The organism is Streptomyces sp. SAI-127 (genome assembly GCF_029894425.1).
GTDB lineage: Bacteria > Actinomycetota > Actinomycetes > Streptomycetales > Streptomycetaceae > Streptomyces.
The window spans coordinates 4971869-4990056 of the sequence record NZ_JARXYJ010000001.1; the positions used below are offsets into that span (position 1 = coordinate 4971869).

Sequence of the window (18188 nt, forward strand, 5' to 3'; positions counted from 1 at the left end):
GCAGCGAGTTCTGGCGCGCGGGCGCCGTCACCGTCCTGCGTGGCGGGAAGTCCGGGCTCACCGGCACGAACGCCCGCCAGATCGACTACACCACGCCCGGCTTCCAGCGCCCGGCCGCCGAAAGCGACTCCTGGTTCGGCACCTCGGTCCTGCTGCGTGACTACGACCGCGACGGCCGCGCCGAACTCGTCGCCGCCGCACCGGCCATCGGCTGGCTGCACCTCTTCCCCGGCACCGCCTCCTGCCCGACGGGCACGGGCTCGGCCCCGCTGACCGTGAGTGGTCTGGGCCTGGGCAACCGTGCCGTCTTCGGCGCCGCACTGGCCGACTGACGGACCTCGCCCCGGAGCGCGGAAGCCCCGTAGGGGACGGATGAGAACTCCCTTAAGGGATGTCACAGCTCGGCAGCAAAGCCGTCCCCGAAACGCCGGGCCGCGCACGCCGCTCCCCGGGACCAGGTACGTTCGAAGACGTGGCTGGATTCAGGATCGGACGCGGCCGGGACAACGGCGCTCCTCACGCGCGACCGCAACAACCTCCGTACGGGCAGCAGGCGCCCCAGGGACAGCCGTACGGCTATCCCCCCGCGCCGCAGCCCCACACCCGGGCCAGTGGACCCAGGGCGGCGGCGGGGGTTACGACGAGCCGGAGTACTTCGGCGACGGTGCCGGTGGTGCCCCGCACCCGCAGGGCGGCCATGACCCGTACGCGGCCAACAACCCGGGCCACACCCAGGCGTTCTCGGTCGGCGAGGACCCCTACAACCAGGGCGGCACCTACCGCGCGGGCTCGGCCCCGGTGGCCCCGGCGGGCCCCCGCCTGCACTGGAAGGAACTCCTGAAGGGGATCCTGTTCTCCCCCAAGCAGACCTTCCTCCAGATGCGGGACTACACGATGTGGGGCCCGGCCCTCATCGTGACCTTCCTCTACGGCCTGCTCGCGGTGTTCGGCTTCGAGGGCGCCCGCGAGGACGCGATCAACGCCACCCTGTCGAACGCGATCCCGATCGTCCTCACCACGGCCGTCGCCATGGTCCTGTCGGCCTTCGTCCTGGGCGTCGTCACCCACGCCCTGGCCCGCCAGCTGGGCGGCGACGGCGCGTGGCAGCCCACGGTCGGCCTCTCCATGCTGATCATGTCCCTGACCGACGCCCCCCGCCTGATCGTGGCCATGTTCTTCGGCGGCGACGCGTCCTTCGTCCAGCTCCTGGGCTGGGCGACCTGGGTGGCGGCCGGCGCCCTGCTCACCCTGATGGTGTCCAGGTCCCACGACCTCCCCTGGCCGAAGGCACTGGGTGCCTCCGCGATCCAGCTGATCGCACTGCTGTCGATCGTGAAGCTGGGCACGTTCTAGCGTTCCGGACTTCTCCGGACGTACGACGAGAATGGGCTCCCGGTACCGACCGGGAGCCCATTCTCTTTCGTGCCGTCCGCTACGCCGGGAAATCCCGGTCCAGAACCGACCGCACTTCCCTGATCTCACGCTTCCATCGATCGCTCTTCATGATCTCGCGATCCCAGACGACCACAGGCTCGCTCCCGGCCACGCAGTAGCCGTAGACCTGGTCCGCGATGTCGTCCGCGAAGAGATGGTCGAAGTGGAAGGCCCCCTCGAACGTCAGCCACGCGATTCCCTCGGCGTGTTCCGACGCCTTCCGCAGACACTCTCGGAGGTAGCCGGGGAGCTCCGGATCGTCCACCCGTCCTTCCTCGAAGGTGAGGTCGTAGGCCTGGACGACCGCGGGCCGGTCCCAGGACTCGGTGGAGACCGGAAAGTGGCCGACTTCGTCCGGACGCGTGCCGACGAGGTCGAACGCACCCTCAGCCAGGGCGGATTCGGCCCGCCCGAGGGTGAAGAGCACAACGACCGCCGGTCCGCTCCACGTGAGGGCCTCCTTGAGAGAAGTCACCGCAGTCCCCACTTCGTCATGTTCTTGGCATCCGGCACCATCGAACTCAGGATCTTGCCCTGTTGACCGTCTTGGCGAATCCTTTGGCCTGGGTGCCGTCGATCTTCCAGTCGAACGTCTTCTCCGGCGGTGTCAGAACGTGCCCGACCGGTGCTGGTCACGGTGGTGTCGATGCCGTGGCAGCCACCCCGGTAGGACTGGCCGGCGAGGGCCGCGTGAGTGGGCGGTGCCACCGCTGACGCGGACCGGGGGGCGGGGCCGCCCGAGCACCGTCTCGTCATAGTGATCAAACCGCGAACGTGGCTCAAGGTCAGCTCAGAACCGATCCGCTGTTCGAGGTTGACGGCCCCGTGGTTGCTGGGATGCCGGCCTGCCCGATCACGAAGGGTCCACCGAGGTAGCGCCATCGGCTACTGCTGGGCAGCGAAACTGCATACGGACCGGCACGGCCTCGCTGGACGAGCCGACCGGGGTGCTCAGTCGCGCCAAAAACGTGCGGGGAGAAACGGGCACCCGTGCGCCGAGGACGATACTGCTACCGGCGGTGGCGCCGCGTGCCCTGGCGCGGGGGCAGCGTCAGCGTGATTTGGCGGACGAGTTGCTGGAAGCAGGCGAGGGAGGCGAGGGCCGGCAGGCATGCTCCGGCGATACCAGTGACGGTTCTGTCCGCCTGAGCCACGCACAGCATTATCGCGACGGAGGAGAACAGCAGGACGATGAACCACGAGTGCACGGCTCGCCGCTGGTGCAGGGCGGTCCGGAGGATGGAGAGCGAGGCCACCATCCAGGGGCCGTACACGAGAAGAGGCCACGACGGGACCATGGCGCCTCCCGTCCCGGTGGTGATGTTCTGCAGAGGCCTGTAGGCCACCATGCCGCCGAAGACGCTGACCATCGCCACGATGACGGCGACGAGCGCGACGATGAAGAAGCTGCCGGTCTGCAACCACTTGAGCCGGGTCTTGCGGGCGTTCAGCTTCCGGTGCCCGGCGGAGGAGCGTCGGATGGGCGGCAGCTGAGCGGTGATCTGCGCCAGGTTCTCCATCGGGTCGGTGAAGGTTCCACCGGATGCGGGCTCGCTGCGAGGTTGCGGGATTCTGGCCGTCTGCTCCGGCGGAACGGACTCCTGCAGGAGATAGGCGAGTTCCTCGACCGGGTCCCAGCCTCCGGCGGGTGCGGTCAGGGGAACTCCTGAGTGGACGCTGTCGGCATGTCCGCCGTTCCAGCCGGTACTCGGCCCGTAGGAGTACGCGTCGGAGTACGCCTCGGAGTAGTAGTCACGCTGCGCAAAGGCAGGATCGGCATAGTCATGATTCACGAAAATGCGACCCGTCAGGCTGTCCGCGGCGGCCGGAGTTCTCCTGACCGTTCCATCGTGAATTGAGTTCCTCCTGGACTTCCTCCAGCAGGGCGAGGAACTCGCGAAGCAATGGCTCGGTGACCTGACGCTCGGACGTCAGCGCCGCGTACTCCGCACCAGGCTGGAAAGTGTACTTCCCCACTGTCAGATCGCGGACCACAGAAATATTATCCGTCCTCGTGGTGCGCCGAGGCAGGCCATGGGTCCTTGATGTCGTCATAGCTTGATAACGCGACTCCCCTCCTTCAGGGCGTGCGGCAAAAGAGTGAGCTGCGAAGGCAGAAAACCTGAGAAATGGGTTCTCAATCAATTATGCTACACATCTAACTCTGCACCCTATTGGTCGATAAATTCTTCTTCTCGACTCCACTTTAGGAGTAAATAGGATTCGCCGCCGGTGTAACTGGATGAGTAGTCATGTCGATCCCTGGGCCGGACACGACAGGCCGCAACCGGCAGGGCGCAGCACGTCGGCCCCTGACCGTATCGCCTGGTCAGGGGCCGTTCACGTGTGTGTTGACCCACGACTGGGTCAGAGCGCTTCCTTCGAGGGCATGAGCGGCTCGCCCGACCTACGTACTACGGGCAGAACACTCCACGGAAAGTTGATCCAGTCGTCCGTGCGCTTCCAGACGTACTCGCACTTCACCAGGGACTGGGACTTCTCGTAGATGACCGCCGAGCGGACCTCGGCGACGGCGTCGAGGCAGAAGTCGCGCACCAGTTTGAGTGTCTTGCCGGTGTCGGCGACGTCGTCGGTGATGAGGACCTTCTTGTCGGAGAAGTCGATGGTGTTGGGGACGGGGGCCAGCATGACCGGCATTTCCAGGGTGGTCCCCACGCCGGTGTAGAACTCGACGTTCACCAGGTGGATGTTCTTGCAGTCGAGGGCGTACGCGAGGCCGCCGGCGACGAAGACTCCGCCGCGGGCGATCGAGAGCACGACATCGGGCTCGTAGCCGTCGTCGGCGATGGTCTGCGCGAGCTCACGGACGGCGGTGCCGAACGCCTCGTAGGTCAGGTTCTCCCGTACGGCGCTCATACCTGGGTCCGGTGGAAGTTGAGGAAGGAGCGGGAGGCGGTGGGGCCTCGCTGGCCCTGGTAGCGGGAACCGTAGCGCTCACTGCCGTAGGGGAACTCGGCCGGCGAGGAGAGCCGGAACATGCACAGCTGGCCGATCTTCATTCCCGGCCAGAGCTTGATGGGGAGCGTGGCCAGGTTGGAGAGTTCGAGCGTCACGTGTCCGCTGAAGCCGGGGTCGATGAAGCCGGCCGTGGAGTGGGTGACGAGGCCGAGCCGGCCGAGGGAGGACTTGCCCTCCAGGCGGGAGGCCAGGTCGTCGGGGAGGGTGATGACCTCGTACGTCGAGGCGAGGACGAACTCCCCGGGGTGCAGGATGAACGGCTCGTCGCCCTCCGGCTCCACGAGCCGCGTGAGGTCGGCCTGCTCGACGGAGGGGTCGATGTGGGGGTAGCGGTGGTTCTCGAACACCCGGAAGAAGCGATCGAGGCGCACGTCGACGCTGGACGGCTGCACCATGGATTCGTCGTAGGGATCGATCCGTACCCGCCCGGCGTCGATCTCGGCCCGGATGTCCTTGTCTGAGAGAAGCACGCCCCGAGGATACGCAAGGCGCGCGAACCGACCACCATCGGACGGACCGCGCGCCTGGTACCGATCTCTCAGTGCTTCTCCAAGGCCACCGGAACGACGCTCCGGAGCCGCGCACAGCGAGGACAGCGGACGAGCCGTCCGGGGCCGAGTCGCTCGGCCTGCTGCATCGGGAACGAAGCGGTGCTGAACACGTGCCCATCGGCACAACGGACGACGGTGCGCTCCATCAAGTCCAAGAGTCCCTTCCCCAAGAGCCGCGTCGGGCTACTGCTCACCTGACGACAAAAGCCACGTTACGGGATGAACGGGACGGCCCTCCAGGCGGCACTCCGATCCCGCCCGGACCCTCTTCCACGCCTCCACCGTACGCCCCAACTCCCGCTGCCCGCAGCCCTGTCCCACCCCTGAAACGCACTCAGGCCCCACGGCTTCAGCGCCGGGGACCTGGGATGAGGTAAGGTAACGTTGCGTTCGACACCGGTTCCATCCGGCGTGTTACGCGGGTGTAGTTTAATGGTAGAACATCAGCTTCCCAAGCTGAGAGCGCGAGTTCGATTCTCGTCACCCGCTCTTCTTGAAGCCCCAGGTCAGCGGCCTGGGGCTTGTGTATTGGTAAGCCGTTTCGGCGTTTTGATGGCACCCCTGGACCCGAATCACGTTGCCGGACGGGGGTGACTGCGAGGTCACGTCGACCATCGGAAGGCTCGGGCGGTCAGAGCACTCAGCCCACCCGTCCCGCACGGCGCCGGACGAACCCCGCGGAGCGCGCACGGAAGAGACACAAGTCCCTTGTGGGCGCAGGCACTTGGCCGCAGAGAATCTCCTGTCAGAGCGGGAGGTCGTCAGGCAGTACGCGGAACGCCTTGTGACGGCCCAACGGTCGTACCGCCCGAAATCCCGGCGGTCGAGGGTGAGGATCGCGTCGGTGTCGTAGTCGGCGGCGAGCGCCACGTTCACCGCGTCCGCGAGATCCAGGTCGAGCGCGCCGTAGCGGACTCGGACGGACTGCGGCGCCCCAAGTGGTCCTCCATGACCTCCGGCAGGACGACCCGACCCCCACTCATCCAGCGCCGCAGGTCGTCGACCGCGCTGACGGCGGCCCCGCGCCCCAGCTCGCGCGTGGCCACGTGATCGAGTTCCGCCAGCAGGAGCGGGGACATGACCAGAAGATCGGCCGTCATGATCCCCTCGTTCGCCGCTGCGTGCTCCGGATGCGTCGAGTCGAGAACGGCCAGGAGGCCGGACGTGCCCGCGACAACGATGATCACGCGGCAGTTCCGGAGTCCGTCTCGCGGCGGACCGCGTCAGCGATCCAGTCACGGATCTCAGCCTTGGACGGCGTACGACCCGCCCCTCGAACGTCCGCGAGAAAAACGGCTCGTCCCAGACCCGGTTCGCCATGGCCGCGAGATGGGTCGGGCTGGACGGACATACCGTCAACAGCCAACCCGGTCCGGTCCCGCGTGCGCGCTCGCAGTCACACAGCCGAATCGGCCAAGATTCTCGTCACCCACTCAGAGAGAATCCCCAGGTCAGTGGCCTGGGGTTTGTGTTTTGCCGAAGGTTGCACCGTGTGTTGGGAATACGTGTCCCACCGCGCCGTGCGGGAATCTTCCGCGGCTTGTACGCGCGGGCGGCCGTGCCATCCGCACACGGGCCGGCCAACCGGCTCGGCAAGGTCATCCGTTCTTGAACAACTGCTAGTATTCGCCCGCTTGTTCGGGGGGGATGGGGCCCTCCGTCGGGGAGGGGAAGCAAGTGACTCGTCGTACCTTCATGCGTGGCTCCCTTGCCACGATCATCGGGTTGGCGCTCTCTGTGTCCGCCGTGCCGCTGGTGGCGCCGGCGCACGCGGAGACCGCAACGGAGATCATCGTTCCGGCCACCATGCGCACGACCCCGCGCACGGCGTATCTGCAGAGCGCGGGGGCTTCCGGTTTCCTCGAGTACCGCTCCACCGCCGAGGGTTCCGGCCTCTGGTGGACCAGCTACGACGGCAGCCGGAAGCCGGTGGAAGGTGGCGAGGGACTCGGGCCGCGCACTGCGGGTTCGTACGGCACCGGTTCGGACGTCGTCGCCCTTCGCCCGACCCAGGGCAGTGGTGGGCAGGTCATGCTCCGGGACATGGGAACCGGTACGACGGAGACCGTGGCCATCCCAGCAGGCCAGAGCTATCTGCAGACGTACGGACGTACTGTCCTGACCAGCACGTCGACCGGTGGGGAACGGACTCAGCTGTTCCTGCTGCACAACGAGAACGGCAGCACGGTGCAGAAGCCCGTGACCGGATTCCCGGACGGGACGGTCTTCCCCTTCTTTCCCAGGGGTTCCGCCTCCGGCATCCTCGTCAACTACAACGGCCCGGACCATGTCCTCCATTACGCCTGGGTGGATGCCGAGACGGGTGCGGCCACGATCTTGCCTCCACTGGTGAACTCGGACGCCGTGGTCGGATCCGACTACCTGGTCAGCTGGTTCGGCACGTCCCGGGTGCGGGTGTATGCCAAGGGTGCCTACGACTCGCCCACGCACGAGGTCGCGTTCCCCCGCACCTCTGAGAACACGATCCTCGGCGTCGTCGGTGACGCGCTCGTCGTCGCGCGGCGCAGCGGCTCCTCCGTCTGGAGTGTGTCTGCACTGCCCTTCGACGGCTCCGCGGAGCTGCCCCTGTTCAAGCGGGCGGATCCCGCTACCGTCATGACCCCCGACGGCGGCCTGGTCCTCGCCGGCGGGGAGTCCTCTCTGGACTACGGCATCGCCAAGGTCCAGGCGGGGGCCGACGGTCTGCCCCGGGTCCACCGGATCGTGGACCTTCCGGCCGTGCCCATGGGGATCGAGTCGCTCGACCTGAGCGGCGGTGAGCTGATGACCTACGAGTCCGGCGACGGGGCGACGCACCTGTACAGCCGCTCGCCGGCCGCGGCGGAGGCTCTGACGGCGGGCACGCGCACGGACCGGGGAGCGACCCGGAGGTGCGGGATCATGGCCGGGGACTACGGGAGATGTCCCGACCTGATGGGTACGGGTGACGGCCGGGCGGTCATCCGGAACACGGCCGGGGAGATCTCCGTCCTGGACCGGGGTCAGTCCCTTCCCGGCACCGTGGTGACCTCCGGCCTCCAGGACCACCATGGCCTCGCGGACGTCGAGGGCCGGTATGCGGCCTGGCAGGGGCCCTCGCCCGCGGGAGACGGCCTGGTCGTGGCGGATCTGGACACACGGAAGGTCGTGCTCACCCGTACGGGCGCAGCCGGTGCGGTCCCCTCCGCCCTGTGGGGGGAAACGCTGTGGACGGCGGCCGGGGACGGCAGTGTCACGGCCACGGAGGTGCGTTCGGGCAACCCGATCACGTCGTTCCGGGTGGTCGGCAGCGGCAGCGGCTGCGGTCCGGGCGACTTCCAGGCGGTGGGACGCTGGGTGTACTGGTCCGGCTCGTGCGATCTTCCCCAGGGCAGCGTGCAGAAAGCCTTCGTGTACGACACCCGCAGGAAGACGCTCATCGCCGTGCCCACCGGCGGAGAGGCGCACCTGGGCGACGGCTTCCTGGTCACGCGTGACTCCACATCCGGAGCGCTGATCCTCACGGACGTCACCAGCGGCTCCGCGGTGAGCCGAACCCTGGCGGCCAAGGCCGGAAGGTGGGACGTCGATCCGTACACCGGCCTGGTCGGCTACGTGGACCCGGCCTCCCAGGACATCCACGTCCTGCGGAGCGGCGTCTCCGCCACGGACATCGCGCTCCTGGGAGCGAGGACGGAACCCTCGGTCAGCCTGGTGGACTCGTCGTCCTCGTGGGACGGCACGTGGTGGCTGTCGAAGCCGGCCGCGTCATGGACGCTGGTCCTCAGGAACAAGGCGACCGGGGCCACTGTGCGCACGCTGTCCGATGGCGCCGCGCACGACGCGATCCATACGTCCTGGAACGGCAGGACGTCGACGGGCGCGTATGTGCCGAACGGCACGTACAGCTGGACGCTGACGGTGGCCCCGGCCGACAAGCAGGGTGCGCCGGCGACGGCGTCCGGCTCACTGAAGCTGACCGGTGGTGCTGCGGTGAGACGCGACCATGTCGGGTCCGACGGCATCGGTGACCTGCTCACGCTCACCTCCCAGGGTGCACTCTCCTTCCACCGGGGTGACGGAGCCGGGAAGTTCTCGACGAAGACCTCGGCTTCGGGATGGCCGGCCTCGATCGCGGTGGTGCCGTTCGGAGACCTGAACGGTGATCGCTGCAATGACGTGCTCGTGCGGTTCAGCAGCGGTGCGCTGCGGGCGTACCGCCCGGGGTGCGGCAAGGCCCTGACGACGTCCACGCCGTACACCGCGCTGGGAACGTCGGGCTGGAACCAGTACAACGTGCTGACCTCACCGGGCGACATCACCGGTGATGGCCGGGCGGACCTGATCGCCCGCCAGGCGTCCACCGGTGACGTCTACCTGTACAAGGCCACAAGCAGCGGAAAGCTCTCGGCACGGGTGAAGATCTTCTCCAAGTGGTCCGGTTACAAGAAGATCATCGGCGTCGGCGACCTCAACGGTGACGGGTACGGAGATCTGCTGGCGCAGGACACGTCGAACGAGCTGTGGCGGTACATGGGCACGGCGACCGGCGGCTTCAGGGCGCGGGTCAAGGTGGCCGACAACTGGGGTGCCTCCTACAACGTCGTGGTGGGCGCCGGCGACATCACTGGAGACGGGAGGACGGACGTCGTCTCCCGCGACACCTCCGGCAAGCTGTGGCGCAACAACGGCGACGGCAAGGGCTCCTTCGGTCCTCGCACCGGGATCGCCGCTGGGTGGCAGGGCTACAAGGCCATGTACTGACCCCCCTCGTGGGCTCGTGACGTGATGTCCGCGCGAGGCCCTCCGGCCTCGGCCGCGCCGCAGGTGACTCTCGTGTGCAGTCGCGACGGCTCCGCTCGGTCGCCCCGCGCATCGACAAAACTCGTCCACGCCGAGTCCGAGTCACAGGCATTGCGCGACTGGCTCGACGAACGGGCGGAGACCGGATGGACGAGTTCGGTTCTGGTGGAGATCGAGTCTTCACGGGCCTTGGCACGCTACGCCCCAGAAGCCGCCCGCTCACCTCGCCTGCCCCAGCCGTACCGTTCAGAGCGGGCACAGCGGTCTCCAAGGGTGCGATCTCGAAAATTGCGAGAGGGGGCTGCTCTCCAGGAACAAGCAATCATGTGGCCGGCGTCTCGCCTGCCTTGTCCGCGACCCCGACATCCAGCAGCGCCTCGTCCGCCGAGCCCAGGAAGTCGAGGGACTTCTTGTCGAAGACCCAGACCGTGCGGCCGTCGCGCTCCTTGAAACTCAGGCCGATGCCGGAGCGGCCGGTGTAGTCCTTGGCGTCGGTGACGACCGAGACGCCCGGGATCTTGGCGGCCGCGCGGTAGAGCGCGGCGTCCAGTTCGGGCAGGAGCGTGGCGTCGGGCAGCATGTCGCCGATCTTCTCCAGCGCCGCGCTCTGCTTGGTCTGTCCCTCCCCCTTCGTGCCGGCGTAGATCTCCTCCAGCAGCGCGTCGGGGTCGGTGGGCAGCGCCTGAAGTTCACGGAACGTGGTGACGTTCGGGTCGGGGCTCAGCCTCATGTCGTGAGTGCCCTTGGAGTACGAGGAGAACGGGTCCCGGGGCCGGAACGGCGGGCCCACCAGCACCGTGACCCGGCGCAGTCCCGCACGCTCGCCGTCGACGGCGGTCCAAGTCGCTTCGCGCAGGATGCGGACGTCCTTCTCGGAGAACTTCATGGAGCCCTGAGTGCGGACATAGATGTACTGGTCGTCCCTGACGGGCACGGTCTTCTTCGCGGCGGCGACCTCGGCGATCCGGTTGAGGAGGTCGACCGCGTCCGCATCGGTCGTGGCGGTCTCGGGCCCGACGGCGCCGGCGAGAACCGCGGCGACGACCGCCGCCGCCATGGCGAGGGGTACGGCGATGACGGCGAAGCGGCGGGGGGCGCGCGCTCGCCGGCCGGGAGCCGTCGCGGTGTCGGGGAGTTCCGGGGCTTGCTCGGTGAGCTCTCTCATCAGATGGTCCTTCAGCAGGTCGTGGCGGTCGCTCGTCAGGACCGGCTCACCCGGGCTCGGCAGCAGCCTGGCCAGTTCCTCGCGCTCTTCGGGGTTCATCGGTCCTTCTCCTGTGTCGAACGGGCCGTTTCGGGGCGGCCACCGGGTACCTGTCCGGTGCGCGTGCCGAGTCCCGGCCTTTCCTGCGGGGGTGGAACATCCGGTGTCGCGGCGGTACTCGGCCTGCCTCGGGACCCGGCCGTCCTTCCGGCGGACGTGCGCCGGGCCAACTCCGCCTCCGACAACGTCCGTAAGCGCTGCCTTGCCCGGGCGAGCCGCGACCGTACGGTGCTCGCCGGCACGCCGAGGGCCTCACCTGCGTCCGCGTAGCTCAGTCCCGACCAGACGCACAGTGCGAACACGTCACGCTCGGCTTTGCGCAGCCGACCGAGCGCGGTACGCGCGGCAGCGAGCCGCTCGGCGTGCTCCATGCGGCCCACGAGGTCGTCGGCGAAGTCGGGCAGGGTGTCACGGTCCGCCGGGCGGTCGGGGAGCCGGGCCAGCGCTGCGCTGTGCCGGCGGGCGGCGCGGCGCGTGTTACGCAGGACGTTGGTGGCGATGCCGTACAACCAGGGGCGCAGTCCGTCGCCTTCGGGCACGTCGGCGTCTTCATCCAGGGCCGCGGCTTCGGGTCTCAGCTTCTCCCTGAGCCGCCAGGCTTCCAGGAAGGTCAGGGACACCACGTCCTCCGCGGTGCCCCGGTCTGCCGACAGGCGGGCGGCATGGCTGTAGACGGCCCGGGCATGCGCGCCGAACAGTTCGGCGAAGGCTTCCGTATCGCCGGCGCGTATCCGGTCACGCAGGGAAAGTTCCACAACCAGCCCTGTCCGCTCGGCACCCGTCGTCTCTGTGGCAACGATCACATCACGAGCGGATCCTCCGACCGGCCGCGTGCCCATGGCGTGCTCTTAAGAGCGGTCAACCACGGTCGACTACGGTGCGATCCCGCACTCCCGACCGCCACGCCAGAGCACATACGGCCAGGTCAGCGGCTGTCTCACCTCGAAAGCGCCGTCGCTTCCCAAGCTGAGAGCGCGAGTTCGATTCTCGTCACCCGCTCCATGGAGAAGGCCCAGGTCGAAAGCCCCGGGCCTTCTTTGTTGTCTGGACCGACCAGAGAACTCGCACCGTTCGTACACTCTGTCCGACGTCGAGCTGTGGCCCGCGTATGGGTGTTTCCCCGAAAGGCATGTCAGCTCGTTCAGAGTTGGCCGGCTGCAGACAGGACAAGCACGCAGAGGCCCATCGACGTGGCAAAAGCAGCGCCGCCGTAAAGGACTGCCTCAGCGAATGCGGCTCCGGTGCTGGTCTTCAGGATCCCGGCGAGAAGAGCCACCACGAGCGAGAACAGCGCTGCCACGAGTAGCCACAGGTACCTCGTTCCGGATCGTGGCTCGGACGGCGGAGCATTCACAGAAGGTTCCTTCGCGGACGGACTGAAAGGAGAGGAGTGCGTCATTCGGGGACCAGAACGCCGGTCAGCAGATGCGCGGCGAGTGTGCTGCGGTGGTGAGTCGCGGCCTGGATGAGTTCGCGGTGCGCGGTGATCTGCGCGTCCAGGGCAAGAAGATGTCGTCGGCACCAAGGTTCGCGCACTGGCCGACCGCGGACTGGCCAGGGATCTGGTCGACGTACAGGCCGCGGCCGACCGCTGGAGCCCCATCGAGCTGGAAGAGCTTGGACGGCGCCACGCCCGCGACTCGTTCGACCTCCGCGAGCTTCAAGCACGGTTGGTCGGGGCCGACTGGATCGACGACACGGAGTTTGCCGCCTACGGGCTCGACGAGCCAGCGATCACCGAGCTGCGTCGGTGGGCACAATCTTGGGCCGACGATATCGGTGAACGAACCCAGGAGCTGGAGCCTCCGCACGAAGACTGAAGACTGCAAAGGCGCCGCCGGCGATGAAGACGCGCTTCATCGCCGACTGCTCACGGCCCGGTCGCGCCCCAGCGATGCTGGTGCTCGCCTGTGTGGCGGGTGACTTTCCACTTCAACAGCAGCGAGAGTGTTGCCCAGCCCAGGTCTGACACCCGTGCGCTGGGGCCACCTGATGTCGGGCCCGTCTGACGACCCGGGCGGCTCCGAGCCGGCCGCGCCGTCGACACCTGCTCAGGACTCGTACGCACGAGTGCATGGAGTCCGTGGTCAGCAGGAGCGGGAGCGTCGAAACTCGGTTGAGCGGATCCTGCAGGGTCTCTCGATCTCGAGTCGCGGTATTGCGCCACGCTCACCGCCTTGGGCACCAGGCTGCCCGTCATGGAGATCGAAGCCTGCAGCTCGAACCGGCATTTTGTGATCTTCCGAACCAGGCCGAAGGCGGCACCCATGTGCAATCGCGACGACTCCGCTCGGTCGACCTGCGCATCGACAAGCCCCGGCACCGAGAAAGCGACATGGGCACGGCACTCCTCTACCGCACCGCGTCGTGCCCATACCGTGCCCTTCAGAGCGGACAACCACGGTCAACAGCGGTGCCACCAAGCGCTTCCGCCTTCAGTGGAACAATGAATCTGTGCAGGTCAGCAGCCATGTACCGGCCCAAGAGCCAGGTCTCGTCCGGAGCCGGCAGGCAGCTCACCGTCCCCGTGGCCGGCCTCGGAATCAGCACGCCGGAGGGCAGCGCCGTGAAGTGGGACGCGGCGAAGGCGAAGCGGCTCTTCACCGAGCTGAGGGACGACAGACCGGTAGGCATCGGGGAAAAGGACTGACCGGCCGCCGTCGGTTCGAAGGGCGTGCAGGGCGGCCGGGGCCCGTGCGTGGCTGGGCCCCGGCCGCCTCGTCCCTCTCCACGCCGCTCCCGGGGGGAGTCGGGCGGCGCGGAGAGAGGTTCGCGGACCCGTGACTCACACAGCGCACGGCCGGCGCAAAACGTCACCGGATCATGCAGCCGGGACTGCTCGGCTATCTGCGCGGAATCGTCGGCGAGGACGCGGAGGACGTGGCCTCCGACGCCTGGCTGGAGATCGCCCGCAACCTCGGACGGTTCAAGGGGGACGGGGCCGGTTTCCGCGGCTGGACCGCGACGATCGCCCGGCACTGGGCAGTGGACCACCTGCGCCGACAGCGTGTGCGGCCCCGGTCGGGGGCGAACGAACAGGACGTGCTGGACCTGCCCGGCCCGCACAGCACCCATGAACAAGCCCTGGAAACCCTCTCCACCGAGCGGGCCCTCGAACTGGTCCGCGGACTGCCGCAGGACCAGGCCGAGGCCGTGCTCCTGCGGGTCGTCGTCGGCCTGGACGGTCCCGCTGCCGCACGCGTCCTCGGCAAGCGCCCAGGAGCGGTGCGCACGGCCGCCCACCGAGGTCTGAAACGCCTCGCCCGCCAACTGGGCGTCGAGAGCGAGGGGAGAGGGAGCGTGACGGATGAGGCTTCCCGGACGCTGGGGAGTCGGAATGAACGACAACAGCGGCAGCGGACCGGAGGACCGGCCCGAGGGTCCGGCAGGCCGTACGAATGGAACCTGTCGGACAGGAACGGAAGCGGACATGGGTGAACGGCTGAGCGGCAACGGAGTTCCGGGCCCTGGCGATGCCGTGTCCGGCCCGGGGGGCGTACGTCACGACGTCGCGCTGGAGACGGTGCTGGCCGCCGTCCTGCGAGCACGCGCTCTCGACCCCGAAACCGAGCAGCGGGCCGCGGCCGCCTTCCGGGACGCCCGCGGCACGGGCCTGCACCGGGCGCGTACCCGGCGCCGGGACGACTGGCGGCTGCCCGCCCAGCGGCGTGCCGGACGCCCTGTGAAGGCGACGTTCGGCGCCGTGTTCGCCAGTCTCGCCCTGGGCGGTGTCGCGGTCGCGGCCATCGGTTCGGTCGGCTCGTCCGCGGACGGTGCCGGGCGGAGGACTGCGCACCCCTCGGTTGTCGCCCCGCTCCCGCCGGGCGGTGAGACCTCGGCAGCGTCCTCCGGTGGCCTCGCAACGGCGAACGGCCCAGCCACCGCCCAGGACATCGAGGCCCACTGCCGCGCCTACGAACAGGCGAAGGACCGCGGCAAGGCGCTCGACGCGGCGGCCTGGCAGCGGCTCGTCGCGGCCTCGGGCGGCGAGGGCAAGGTCGCCGCATACTGCTCCGAACAACTCGCGCGGGCGACAGCCGTGCCCAGCAGGTCCGTCGACGCGGGCGCCCCCGGCAAGGGGACCGCAGACGCCGGCACGGGAACGGCGGGGAACACCGGCACGTCGGGCAACGGGGATCCCGGCAACGGCTCCGGCGGCGCGGGCAATGCGGCCGGCAACGGCCAGACCAGCGGCGGGAAGGGCGAGTAGCACCCGCGACCATCGGCCGCGCCGCTCGCCGTTCGCCGTTCGCCGTTCGGGGGCACGAGGCGTGTTTCTGTCACGTTCGCAGCGTCCATGTCGATCTGTAGGTCTACTCGCCGGCCTGGTCCGGTGTCTCCGCGGCCGGAGTGCGGTGAGCTCCGCCGCAGCGCACGCTTGGGGCAGGGGAACCACAGTGGCGACCCGGAAGCCGGGGGCCCAGGCACAAGACTTCCCCCAGGCGTCCGGAAAGGAGCGGCGCCGGTGTCTGATGCGGCTGCCTCCGAACGCCCGTCCGGTGCGACGCACGGCGTGCTGGCGCCCCTCGCCCTGGCCCAGTTCATCTGCAGCTTCGCCGGTTCGAACATGAACGTGATGATCAACGACATCAGCGAGGACCTGGACACGAGCGTGCAGGGAGTGCAGCTCGCGATCACGATCTTTCTCCTCGTCATGGCGGCCCTGATGATCCCCGGCGGCAAGCTGACCGACCGCTACGGCCGCAAGCGGTGCTTCCTGGCCGGTCTCGCCGTGTACGGCGTCGGCGCCCTGCTGAGCGCGGTCGCCCCGGGCCTGGGCGTCCTCATCCTCGGCAACTCGATCCTGGAAGGCGTCGGCACCGCGCTGCTCATCCCGCCCGTCTACATCCTCACGACGCTCCTCTTCACCGAAGTGACCTCCCGTGCCCGCGCGTTCGGGACCGTCATGGCGCTGGGAGGCATCGGCGCCGCCGCCGGGCCGTTGATCGGGGGACTCATCACCTCGGCCATCAGCTGGCGGGCGGCCTTCGCGTTCCAGGCCCTGGTGATCGTGTTGATCATCATCCTGAGCCGCCGGATCAAGGACCCCCTGCCACCGGATCCCACGAGCCCCTTCGACACCGCCGGAGCGATCCTCTCGGCCGTCGGCCTCATCCTCCTCGTCACGGGGATCCTGGCAGCCGACAACAACGTCTGGCTGATGATCGGCCTGATCGTCCTCGGTGCGCTCGTGCTGTGGTGGTTCTTCCGGTCGGTACGCGCCAAGGAGCGGGCCGGCGAACAGCCACTCCTCTCGACGAGCCTGTTCCGCAACCGCACCTCCAATCTCGGTCTCGTCACGCAGAACATCCAGTGGCTCCTGCTCATGGGGACGTCGTTCGTCGTCGCGACCTATCTCCAGGTCGTCCGCGGATACGACGCGATCCAGACCGGCGTGATCTTCACCGCCGCCACGCTCGGTCTGCTCGCGTCCTCACTGGCCGCCGAACGTCTGGCGAGGCGGTGGGCACAGCGCACCCTCATCGTGACGGGCTTCGTCGTGGCGATCGCCGGAGTCGGCGTCCTGCTGGCCCTGGCGAGCGGCTCTCCGAGTGCCTGGGCCTTCGCGCCCGGGCTGCTGCTGATCGGCCTGGGCCTCGGTCTGGCTCTGACCCCCTCGGTCAACGTCGTGCAGTCGAGCTTCCCCGACGAGCAGCAGGGCGAGATCTCCGGGCTGTCGCGCAGCGTCTCCAACCTCGGTTCCTCACTCGGCACCGCGATCGCCGGCACCATCCTCGTCGCCGGCCTCACCACCCATGCCTACGGAGCCGCGATGATCACACTGGCCGTCCTCGGGCTCGTCGGCCTCGCTTCCGCGGTGTTCCTCCCCCGGGGCCCGGTATCGAGCACCACTCCTTCGCTGCCGCACGAACCCACGTGAGGTGTCTGCACACGACGCCCGCATGGCGACGCGCGGCGAGGGAGACGAAAATGGGACTGACGGAGGTGAGCGCTCATGTGCCGATGGCTCGCTTACTCGGGAACACCCCTGCTGCTCGACACCATCCTCTACCGACCGACCCACTCTCTGATCGATCAGAGCCTCCACTCCAGACTGGGAGTCGAGACGACGAACGGCGACGGTTTCGGCGTCGGGTGGTACTCGGAGGAAGACATCGACACCCCGGCTCTGCTCAAGGACATCGGCCCCGCCTGGAACAACCGCAACCTGAGGGAGATCGCGGATCATGTCCGCTCCCCGTTGTTCTTCGCCCACATACGGGCGTCGACCGGAACTGCGGTGCAGCAGACGAACTGCCACCCGTTCCGGCACGGCCGCTGGATGTGGATGCACAACGGTGCCATCGCGGATTTCCACCTCATGCGCCGCGACCTGTCCCTGCTCGTCGACCCCGGGCTGTACTCCGACATCGAGGGGACGACGGACTCGGAGATGATGTTCTACCTGGCGATCACCTTCGGCCTGGACGAGGATCCGCCGAGCGCCGTGGCCAGGATGGTGGGAGTGGTGGAGCGCAGCGGCCGTGACCACGGTGTGGAGTTCCCGGTCCAGATGACGATCGCCGTGACCGACGGCGAACGCCTGTGGGCCTTCCGCTACTCGAGCCAGGGCGCTTCCCGGTCGTTGTTCTACAGCACCCGCGTGGACACACTGAGAGAGCTGCACCCCGACCTGGCGTTCCTGCGGGAAGTGTCCGACGAGACCCGTCTCATCGTGTCCGAGCCCCTCGGTGATCTGCCGGGTGCCTGGAACGAGGTGCCGGAGAGCAGCTACAGCGTCGTACATGCCGGAGCCGACGAGATGCATCGCTTCGTCCCGGAACCGGCGTGACGCGTCAGCGGATCACGGGCGCTTCGCGCCTTTGCTCCTGCTGGTGCTCGTAGCGCTGCGCCCTGTCTTTGCCGGCACGCTCTTGCGCCCTGCCGTCGGCCACTTGAACTCGAGCTCCAACTCGATCTCCCCCTCGCCGATTTCGACCTCCAGCTCGCTGCGAAGGTCGTCGGGAATCCGCAGGCTCAGCGTTCCGGGACCGAGATCCAGTTCGGCATCGCCACCTTCCCTCAGCGCGGCTGCGAGCGCCGTGAGCTGATCAGCCGCCTCAAGGCGGGACAGGGAACGCTTCTGTTCGAACTTGAGGTCCTTCATGGATGTCTCCGATCCGGATACGGCACGTTCGGCGGTCGGGCTACCTCCAATCTCGTCCTCTCGGGTCCGC

Annotated in this window: 15 protein-coding genes, 1 tRNA gene and 4 pseudogenes; 10 read left to right on the top strand and 10 right to left on the bottom strand. The window is 68.2% G+C overall.

The window, feature by feature from the left end:
• The first annotated feature begins 152 nt into the window (after positions 1–152).
• Both M2157_RS49155 and M2157_RS22710 read left to right on the top strand, forming a co-directional pair.
• Positions 153–332 carry a hypothetical protein gene (locus tag M2157_RS49155; protein ID WP_348541832.1) on the top strand — a complete coding sequence of 60 codons (180 nt, stop codon included), beginning with the start codon at positions 153–155 and terminating at the stop codon, positions 330–332.
• Positions 333–472: 140 nt separating this feature from the next.
• Positions 473–1353: pseudogene (locus tag M2157_RS22710) on the top strand (YIP1 family protein).
• A 79-nt stretch (positions 1354–1432) separates the two neighbouring features.
• Here the strand turns inward: M2157_RS22710 and M2157_RS22715 are convergent.
• The 5 genes from M2157_RS22715 to dcd all read right to left on the bottom strand — a co-directional run bounded on the left by M2157_RS22715 (position 1433) and on the right by dcd (position 4883).
• Positions 1433–1909 carry a hypothetical protein gene (locus M2157_RS22715; RefSeq protein ID WP_280866078.1) on the bottom strand — a complete coding sequence of 159 codons (477 nt, stop codon included), beginning with the start codon at positions 1907–1909 and terminating at the stop codon, positions 1433–1435.
• Positions 1910–2444: 535 nt separating this feature from the next.
• Positions 2445–3227, bottom strand: a complete 783-nt coding sequence (locus tag M2157_RS22720) for a DUF2637 domain-containing protein (RefSeq protein ID WP_280863493.1) — start codon at positions 3225–3227, stop codon at positions 2445–2447.
• Complete coding sequence (locus tag M2157_RS22725; protein WP_280863494.1) at positions 3217–3429, bottom strand: hypothetical protein; 213 nt, start codon at positions 3427–3429, stop codon at positions 3217–3219. Before M2157_RS22725 ends, M2157_RS22720 begins: the two co-directional genes overlap by 11 nt.
• A 372-nt stretch (positions 3430–3801) precedes the next feature.
• Complete coding sequence (locus M2157_RS22730) at positions 3802–4311, bottom strand: phosphoribosyltransferase (RefSeq protein ID WP_280866079.1); 510 nt, start codon at positions 4309–4311, stop codon at positions 3802–3804.
• A complete protein-coding gene (dcd, locus tag M2157_RS22735) occupies positions 4308–4883 on the bottom strand; it encodes a dCTP deaminase (protein WP_037735257.1) in 576 nt (191 codons plus the stop codon). The genes M2157_RS22730 and dcd overlap by 4 nt, the downstream gene beginning before the upstream one ends.
• Before the next feature lie 499 nt (positions 4884–5382).
• Here dcd and M2157_RS22740 point away from each other — a divergent pair.
• Positions 5383–5453, top strand: a tRNA-Gly gene (locus M2157_RS22740).
• Positions 5454–5709: 256 nt separating this feature from the next.
• On the opposite strand, the pseudogene M2157_RS22745 reads toward M2157_RS22740, so the two are convergent.
• Positions 5710–6151, bottom strand: a pseudogene (locus M2157_RS22745) (PIN domain-containing protein).
• Between the two features lie 490 nt (positions 6152–6641).
• Here M2157_RS22745 and M2157_RS22750 point away from each other — a divergent pair.
• Positions 6642–9707: an FG-GAP-like repeat-containing protein gene (locus M2157_RS22750; RefSeq protein WP_280866080.1), complete on the top strand. Its 3066-nt coding sequence runs from the start codon at positions 6642–6644 to the stop codon at positions 9705–9707.
• A 361-nt stretch (positions 9708–10068) separates the two neighbouring features.
• Here the strand turns inward: M2157_RS22750 and M2157_RS22755 are convergent, their stop codons facing one another.
• From M2157_RS22755 to M2157_RS22765, 3 genes are all read right to left on the bottom strand, one after another.
• Complete coding sequence (locus M2157_RS22755; RefSeq protein ID WP_280863497.1) at positions 10069–11010, bottom strand: CU044_5270 family protein; 942 nt, start codon at positions 11008–11010, stop codon at positions 10069–10071.
• Positions 11007–11813, bottom strand: a complete 807-nt coding sequence (locus tag M2157_RS22760) for a sigma-70 family RNA polymerase sigma factor (protein WP_348541801.1) — start codon at positions 11811–11813, stop codon at positions 11007–11009. Before M2157_RS22760 ends, M2157_RS22755 begins: the two co-directional genes overlap by 4 nt.
• A 592-nt stretch (positions 11814–12405) precedes the next feature.
• On the bottom strand, positions 12406–12546 hold the full coding sequence (locus M2157_RS22765; protein ID WP_280866081.1) for a hypothetical protein: 141 nt from the start codon (positions 12544–12546) through the stop codon (positions 12406–12408).
• Here M2157_RS22765 and M2157_RS22770 point away from each other — a divergent pair.
• The 6 genes and pseudogenes from M2157_RS22770 to M2157_RS22795 all read left to right on the top strand — a co-directional run.
• Positions 12516–12830, top strand: a pseudogene (locus tag M2157_RS22770) (hypothetical protein); the annotation flags it as partial. The gene M2157_RS22765 and the pseudogene M2157_RS22770 sit on opposite strands and share 31 nt — an antisense overlap.
• A gap of 650 nt (positions 12831–13480) precedes the next feature.
• A complete protein-coding gene (locus M2157_RS22775) occupies positions 13481–13660 on the top strand; it encodes a hypothetical protein (RefSeq protein ID WP_280866082.1) in 180 nt (59 codons plus the stop codon).
• A gap of 164 nt (positions 13661–13824) precedes the next feature.
• Positions 13825–14448, top strand: a pseudogene (locus M2157_RS22780) (RNA polymerase sigma factor); the annotation flags it as partial.
• Positions 14441–15220, top strand: coding sequence for a hypothetical protein (locus tag M2157_RS22785; RefSeq protein ID WP_280863503.1), 780 nt, complete (start codon positions 14441–14443; stop codon positions 15218–15220). The pseudogene M2157_RS22780 and the gene M2157_RS22785, both read left to right, overlap by 8 nt.
• A 255-nt stretch (positions 15221–15475) precedes the next feature.
• On the top strand, positions 15476–16891 hold the full coding sequence (locus tag M2157_RS22790; RefSeq protein ID WP_280866083.1) for an MFS transporter: 1416 nt from the start codon (positions 15476–15478) through the stop codon (positions 16889–16891).
• Positions 16892–16966: 75 nt separating this feature from the next.
• Positions 16967–17803: a class II glutamine amidotransferase gene (locus tag M2157_RS22795; RefSeq protein ID WP_280863505.1), complete on the top strand. Its 837-nt coding sequence runs from the start codon at positions 16967–16969 to the stop codon at positions 17801–17803.
• 12 nt (positions 17804–17815) lie between these two features.
• Here M2157_RS22795 and M2157_RS22800 read toward each other — a convergent pair whose 3' ends face one another.
• Positions 17816–18118, bottom strand: coding sequence for an amphi-Trp domain-containing protein (locus M2157_RS22800; RefSeq protein ID WP_280863506.1), 303 nt, complete (start codon positions 18116–18118; stop codon positions 17816–17818).
• Positions 18119–18188 lie beyond the last annotated feature (70 nt).